The organism is Calidithermus terrae, assembly GCF_003574345.1.
Taxonomy (GTDB): Bacteria; Deinococcota; Deinococci; order Deinococcales; family Thermaceae; genus Calidithermus; species Calidithermus chliarophilus.
The window spans coordinates 1-6,413 of the sequence record NZ_QXDL01000217.1; the positions used below are offsets into that span (position 1 = coordinate 1).

At 68.7% G+C, this 6,413-nt stretch carries 9 protein-coding genes; 7 read left to right on the forward strand and 2 right to left on the reverse strand.

The annotated features are described in order from the left end of the window. The first annotated feature begins 144 nt into the window (after positions 1-144). Genes Mterra_RS17700 through Mterra_RS17715 form a run of 4 tightly spaced genes read left to right on the forward strand, consistent with a single transcriptional unit; the run spans position 145 to position 2,939 of the window. Positions 145-1,752, forward strand: coding sequence for a PKD domain-containing protein (locus tag Mterra_RS17700; RefSeq protein ID WP_147372916.1), 1,608 nt, complete (start codon positions 145-147; stop codon positions 1,750-1,752). Between the two features lie 44 nt (positions 1,753-1,796). Beyond that, the gene (locus Mterra_RS17705) at positions 1,797-2,105 is read left to right on the forward strand and encodes a hypothetical protein (protein WP_119316357.1); all 309 of its coding nucleotides are present in this window, start codon (positions 1,797-1,799) and stop codon (positions 2,103-2,105) included. Positions 2,106-2,157: 52 nt separating this feature from the next. Next, positions 2,158-2,526 (forward strand): hypothetical protein, encoded by a 369-nt coding sequence (locus Mterra_RS17710; RefSeq protein WP_119316358.1) that lies wholly within the window; start codon positions 2,158-2,160, stop codon positions 2,524-2,526. A gap of 47 nt (positions 2,527-2,573) precedes the next feature. Next, complete coding sequence (locus Mterra_RS17715) at positions 2,574-2,939, forward strand: hypothetical protein (protein ID WP_119316359.1); 366 nt, start codon at positions 2,574-2,576, stop codon at positions 2,937-2,939. 98 nt (positions 2,940-3,037) lie between these two features. Here the strand turns inward: Mterra_RS17715 and Mterra_RS17720 are convergent, their stop codons facing one another. Next, positions 3,038-3,808 carry a PaaX family transcriptional regulator gene (locus tag Mterra_RS17720; protein WP_119316360.1) on the reverse strand — a complete coding sequence of 257 codons (771 nt, stop codon included), beginning with the start codon at positions 3,806-3,808 and terminating at the stop codon, positions 3,038-3,040. A gap of 208 nt (positions 3,809-4,016) precedes the next feature. Here Mterra_RS17720 and Mterra_RS17725 point away from each other — a divergent pair, with 208 nt between their 5' ends. After that, positions 4,017-4,940: a M23 family metallopeptidase gene (locus Mterra_RS17725; protein ID WP_119316361.1), complete on the forward strand. Its 924-nt coding sequence runs from the start codon at positions 4,017-4,019 to the stop codon at positions 4,938-4,940. Positions 4,941-5,003: 63 nt separating this feature from the next. Here the strand turns inward: Mterra_RS17725 and Mterra_RS17730 are convergent, their stop codons facing one another. Further along, a complete protein-coding gene (locus Mterra_RS17730; protein WP_119316362.1) occupies positions 5,004-5,456 on the reverse strand; it encodes a CHRD domain-containing protein in 453 nt (150 codons plus the stop codon). A 168-nt stretch (positions 5,457-5,624) separates the two neighbouring features. On the opposite strand from Mterra_RS17730, the gene Mterra_RS17735 reads away from it, so the two are divergent. Continuing rightward, entirely contained in the window at positions 5,625-6,185 is a 561-nt protein-coding gene (locus Mterra_RS17735) for a sigma-70 family RNA polymerase sigma factor (protein WP_119316363.1), read from the forward strand. Continuing rightward, positions 6,175-6,413: zf-HC2 domain-containing protein (locus tag Mterra_RS23510; RefSeq protein ID WP_176582551.1), on the forward strand; the 239-nt coding region annotated here is incomplete at its 3' end. The genes Mterra_RS17735 and Mterra_RS23510, both read left to right, overlap by 11 nt.

Below are 6,413 nucleotides of genomic sequence, written 5' to 3' on the forward strand. Positions count from 1 at the left end.
GGACGGGGCTGAGGGGAGGGGTAGGTCGAGGGAGTAGGTCACCCGGTCCTGGCCCCCCACGCCGATTTGTGGTGGGGCCAGGACCGGGTGACCTACTCCCTCGACCTACCCCTCCCCTCAGCCCCGTCCAGCCGGGCGGTGGACGTGAGCTTCATCCTGGCCGACGCTGCGCCCGAGCCCGACGAGCGGGTGATGGTGGTGCGGGCCGAGGCCGGAGGGGTGGCGCTCGAGCAGACCTACCGCAACCACAACGTCGGCGACGAGCTGCGCATCGACACCCTCACCCTGCAGGGCGTGCCCGGCAGCGCCAGCTCGGTGCGGGTGACCTTCTCCTCCCCAGTCGGCGACCCCGACCGCATCGCCTTCACCGGCGGGGATTCCTTCTTCGTCATCGACGTGGTAGCCACCGCCAAGCCGGCTGGCTCCCCGCCTGCGAATACGGCTCCGATGATCTCGAGTTTCACCGCCAATCCTAACCCTGTGGGGGTCGGCCAGCCGGTGGCCTTCTCGTGGATCACCTCGGACGCGGACGGTGACGCCCTGACCTGTACCATGGATCTGGGCAACGGCACCCGGCAGGCGGTTCAGGGGGATTGCAGAAGCGCGAACACCATCACCCATACCCCGGATACGGCCGGAGCGTTCACGGTGGCCCTGACGGCCAGTGACGGCAGGGGAGGCGCCGCTACCCGGAGCCTGACCCTCGAGGTGACCCCGCCGCAGTCCCAGCCTTACCTCGTGCCCTTCTCGGGTTCGGCGGTGCAGCAAGCCTGGCAGAAGGTGCTGGCCCTGCCGACGGTCTCGGCGCTCGGCTTGCGCTTCAACCTTGCCGAGGCGCTGGCCTCCACCTCCGGCCAGGGTGACTACTCCCTCTTCGTCCCCGAGCCCCTCCGCGCCGACTCGATCTATGAGTTTGTCCTGGTCAATGCCGCTGTGGAGAGCGGGCGGGTGATGGGCGCGCTGCGCTACGCCTTCGACCTGCACAACGACCTGGCGGACGTGACCAACCTGCTGGAGAACCGCACCACCCGTGTCACCGGCGTGAGAAGTGCCACTACCGAGCAATTGGCCGCTGCCCTTGAGCCGGTCCTCACTGCCCCTGCCTTCAGGTCGTCGCTAGGGTTGCTCACCCACAGAGCGGGGCCGACGGTCGTGGCATCCACGAGTGGCTGTAACAGTTGCGCCCAACAGTTGGGCGACTACAAAATCTGGTTGCGCCGGTATGCCTCGACTGCCGCACATATCCTTACCGACCTGAGTGGCATTTTTTGGGGGTATTTCGTGAGTGTTGGGGGGGTGTTGGGCACAAACATCTCTGCCGGATGGTTCAGCACATTAAATACGGCGGGAGACATAGTTGTGAACCTCGGCAATTTCCTCTTTGTTAGCTTCGCGGCTGAAGCCGTTCGCGCCTACAACCGGGTATTCGACTGCGCTCGCAGCAACGACCCGAACTACGAAACCGGCACGGCCGTCATCGCGGTGCTGTCCCCGCCCCTGCCGGGCAACCGTCTGGTCTTCGTGCAGAGTGTTCCCGAGCGCATTAGCCTAGGCAGCGGGCAGATCCGGACCGACGACCTCGAGGGCAGCGCCCGGCCCATCCTCGAGGCCGCCGTGCCCAACGCCGAGTTCGTGTTCGAGGAGTACAGCGGCCGGACAGTGCTTCCGGGCGGCAGCCAGGCGGACGCCTCGACCCTGAGCATCTCTGCCGCCTACGCCACCTCGGTCACGGCACCCCTGTGTATGCCCTGACCTCCCTGGCCAGGGATCATTTCTGTTAGAATGGACCCGATCTGATGAAAGGCCTGATCGCCGACTTCTGGCTGTGGTACAACCTCAGCTTCGCGTTCATCTGGATGCCGGTGGCTGGCATCTTCCTGGTCGACGCCTTGCGCGGGCTCTACCACCGCTACCGGGACACCAGCGCGGCGCTGGCGCGGCGGGTCGCCCGGGCCTACCGCGCGGCCTTCTGGCTCACGCTCTTCTTCGGCGTGGCCTTCCCGGCGCTGATGTTCTGGCTGGTCGAGGGGGACGGCTTCGCGGCCGGGCTGTACCTCCTGTTCTTCGGCTGGCGCTTCTACCTGTACCTCTTCGTGTGGCGGTGAGGCCGGGGGGTGACGCTACCGCACGGGCGGCTCGCCAGAAGGAGACTTAACCGTGAAGGTCTATGAGTTTAGGGCTGAGGAGAGCTCTCCGTACCGCTACATCATGCCCGAGCGGCTGCAGGCCGTAGACCGGCTGAAGCGGAGGTTCCTGGGCGTCGAGCCGCTGGCGGAGGGCTGGGAGGGCTTCGAGGTCCACCCTGTCCCCGCGCACCTGGAGGCACCGGTTACGGATGCCAACGTGCTGCTAGGCGTCCTGGCCGTCAGCAAGCGCTTCAGGGATGCCTTTGAACCCTTGTTATACCGGATCCCAGAGGTTATCTTTTTGGACCCCAGAGCACACCCCTCCCTGACGGTCGGCGAAGCAAGCGTATCCCTTCGGTCGGCCGCCCCGCCAAGGCGGGGCGGAGCCGCCGTTCGGTGACGAACTGACCGAATCGGGTATTACAGGATGCCTCGGAGTTCCTGATCTTGCCGAGCGATGCAGGTGAGTACTACCTCCACCACACCACGAGGTTCGCGACCGAGGCGCTCGACACGGAGGCCAGTTGGCTGACTGCCATGCCCAACGGCGAGGTCACCAACGTGAGGGTCTACCGCTTCCGGCCTGAGGCGGTGCGCGGGCTCTGGCTGTTCCGCATCCCGCAACTGCCCGCGAGGTACTACGCCACCGGCCGTTTCATGGAGGCCTTCGAGCGGCACGGCTTCCATAGAGGCTTCAAGCCCGCGCGGGTGGGGTCGGAGGGCCTGGGCTACGCGGACGAGCGCTACCTCCCCGAGGTGTGGGAGAGGATCAAGGAGGAATACGCCCGGCGGGCGGGGGGTCGGCCCTCCTGAGCGGTACGGGCTGGACCACCGGCACACCCGCTGCTTGGGCTGGGTCGTCCTGATGGCTACGCTGCTCCTGTTGCTGGTGCTGGGCCTGCGCTTTTGGGCTAATCCGCCGCGCTCGCCAGCAGCGGCCTGGCCTTGCGGGAGAGGGCCTGGTAGAGCTCGAGGAAGCGCTCCTTAGCCCGCTGGCCCAGGAAGCCGGAGGGGGTGAGCTCGGGGGGCAGGCCGGGGTCGAGGAAGAGCAGCTTGCGGGCCTCGTGGACCAGGCGGGTGAGCTCGACGAAGGCCTCCTCGGGGGTCTGGGCTTTGGGCTCGGGCTGGGCCAGGAAGGCGCGGTAGCGCACCTGGGCGGCCTTGAGGTCGAAGGACTTCTCGATGAGCTCGACGGGGTCGGTGCTGGAGAAGCGCTGGCCCTGGAAGAGCTCGACGTAGTTCTGCAGGCCGTAGAAGCCCACCAGGTCGCGGGCGGCCTCGAGGCTGCCGTTGGGGCTGACCCACACCCCGGGGGCGGGGGTGCCGTAGCCCAGCAGCACCAGCTCGTTGCGGAAGCGGTCGCGCACGGTGCGCTTGGCCTCGGGCACGGCGTAGACCAGGATGCGCCACTCGCCGTCCCAGGGGGCGCCGTAGCTGTACAGCCGCGAGCGCACCTGCTCGACCTGCCAGGCCACGCGGGGGGAGAGGCGGTAGTAGGCCTTGCGGCCGCTGCGCTCGGGGATGATCCAGCCGCGCTTGACGCTGCGCGAGACGGCGGCCCGCACGGCGGGCTCGGAGAACTCTAAAAGTTCCATCCAGCGGATGAGGTCCCCCACCCAGGCCCGGTTTTCCGGGTAGAGGTGTTCCATGTAGAGGGTGAAGAGGTAGGACCGGGCCCGCATGGCGTCAGTCTAGCCCTACGCCCCACGGATTTCCAGCACCCCGGCCCAAAAGCGTGGGTTCGTGCCCCGGCTCGAGACGATTCTAACCCACGGACGGCCTGCTTTGGCTCCAGGGAACGCCGCGGGCGAAGGTGAAGGGGGCTTTAACACCGGCTAGGGTGGTTCGTCCGTCACGCGGGCAACGCGGGGCGACCGGTAAAGTAGGGCGATGCGCCTCTCGCGCCCCCGCTCCAGCCCCGTGCAGTGGCTCTCCAAGGGAGTCAGCCTGCCGCTTTGGGCCTTCGTGCTGGGGTGGGGCCTCCTGATCGGGATGGTGCTCTACCTCGGACTCAGCCTGGGCCGCTCCGGGCAGCAGGACGCGCGCCTTGAGCAGCTCATGCAGCAGGCCCGCAAGCTGCAGCTCGAGCTGCGCGCCGAGCAGAGCCGCAACGAGGCCTACGCCCTGGAGGTCGTGCAGATGCGCCAGAGCCTGCAGGCGCTGGAAGGGGAGATCAACCGCCTGCGCAGCAAGAACGGGCTGCCCAAGGTGCGCCTCCTCCCCGACCCCGCCAGCGTCCCGCCGCGCCCGCAGGACCCCAAGGAGCCCAGGGGCGGCGCCGGGGAGCCGGTGGAGCTCGGCGACCTGCTCATCGAGCTGCGGGTGCAGGCCGAGGCCTTCAGCTACGAGCTCGAAAACCTCGAGCAGTCCATCGCCAACGCCCTCCCCGACGAGATCCTCCTCACCGAGCCCCGCGGCACGCCGCTGCGGGTGGCGAGCCGGGTGACCTCGCTCTTCGGCTACCGCGGCAACCCCTTCGGCGGGGGGAACCTCGAGTTCCACAACGGCCTCGACCTCGCCGCCCCGGCCGGCACCCCGGTCTACGCCACCGCCCAGGGCGTGGTGGAGGAGGCGGGCTGGAACCCCGTCTTCGGCCTGATGGTGCTGCTCGACCACAACAACGGCTACCGCACCCTCTACGGCCACCTCTCGAGCCTCGCCGTGGGCCAGGGCCAGCGCGTTCGCATGGGCCAGGTGCTCGGCCAGGTGGGCTCCACCGGCCGCTCCACCGGCCCCCACCTGCACTACTCGGTGTTCCGCTACGGCCTGGCCGTAGACCCCCAGGCCTACGTCTTCGCCCGGGCCTCGCGCTGAGCCGCGGGGGTTACCCAGAGGGAGAACCCGGCCTTGGGGGCCGGGTTCCGGGTTTGGCCGGGCTTACTGCTTCACCAACTGGCCGCGGATCTCGCCGCTGGTGTGGGTGACGCTGTGCACGTTGATGTAGAGGTTGCCGGCCTCGAGCGCGGCCTTCTCCTCGGCGTCGAGCTTGACCTCGCCGCTGAAGGTGCCGCTGAGCAGGTCGGAGGCGGCCTGGACGCTCAGGGCACTCACCACTTCGCCGTTGACGCCGGGAGCGCCGATGTGCAGGTGTACCCCGCCCCCGACCGCGGTGGCGAGCTGGGAGCTGAGGTCCTTGAAGCTGCCGTTGATCACCAGCGTGCCGTCCGCCCGGAGGGTGGCGGTGGCCGTGCCCGTGGCGCTGGTGACGACGGGCGGGTTCTCGTTCTGCCCCCTGAGCTCGCTCTTGTAGGTGGCCGTGGTGGTCTGGGTGCAAGCGCCCAGGGCCAGGGTGAGGGCCAGCAATCCGACGATTCCGAATGTCTTTCGCATCGTTCACCTCCGATCTCACGGTACGCGAGCCAGGTAAAGCTTAGATTTGAAATGGGAGGGTTTTTCGAGAAACTTCAAAAGCGCTTAACTTAACCCCTCGCGGTAACGCCGCCGGAGCCTGTTCCAATCCGCCGGGAAAGGGCACTACGTATGGTAAAGTGTGCCCGCATGAGCCTCGAGCACTTCTCCGACGAAGCTCTGCTGGCCCTGGTGGCCCGCGGGGACGAGGAGGCGCTACGGTGGCTCTACCGGCGGTACGCGGGGTCGGTGCTGGCCCTGGCCAAGCGCATGGGCCTGGACGCGGCGGCACGGGAGGACTGTGTGCAGGAGGTGTTTCAGCGCATCTGGCGGGGGGCGGCCAGCTTCGACCCCCGCAAAACCCAGGCCCGCAGCTGGCTGCTGGCGGTGGCCCACCACATGGCGGTGGACCTGGTGCGCCGGGACGCGGCCCGCCCCAAAGCCCTCGAGCCCGCCCACGACGAGGAGGAGCCCGAGGCCTTCGACCTGCCGGGCCCGGGCCTCGACGAGGGGGGCGCCCTGGACCGCGTCCGCATCCAGCGGGCTCTGGCCGCCCTCTCGCCCGACGAGCGCCGCGTCATCGAGGTGCTCTACTACCAGGGCTACGCCCACGGCGAGGCCGCCGAGCGCCTGGGGATCCCGCTGGGGACGCTCAAGACCCGCGCCCGCCGCGCGCTGGAGAAGCTGAGGGAGGTGCTGGGTGAAGCCTGACGAAGCCCGCGAGCTCCTGCCGCTGTACGCCCTGGACGCGCTCTCCGCGGAGGAGCGGGCCCGGGTGGAGGAGGCCCTGGGGGCTTCCCCCCAGCTCCAGGCCGAGCTACGGGAGTTGCAGGCCGCCGCCGCCGACCTGGCCTTGGCCCTGCCCCCCGAGCCGCTGCCACAGGGGCTCGAGGAGCGGGTGCTGGCCTCCTTGCCACCCCCCGACGCCTTCCCCACGCC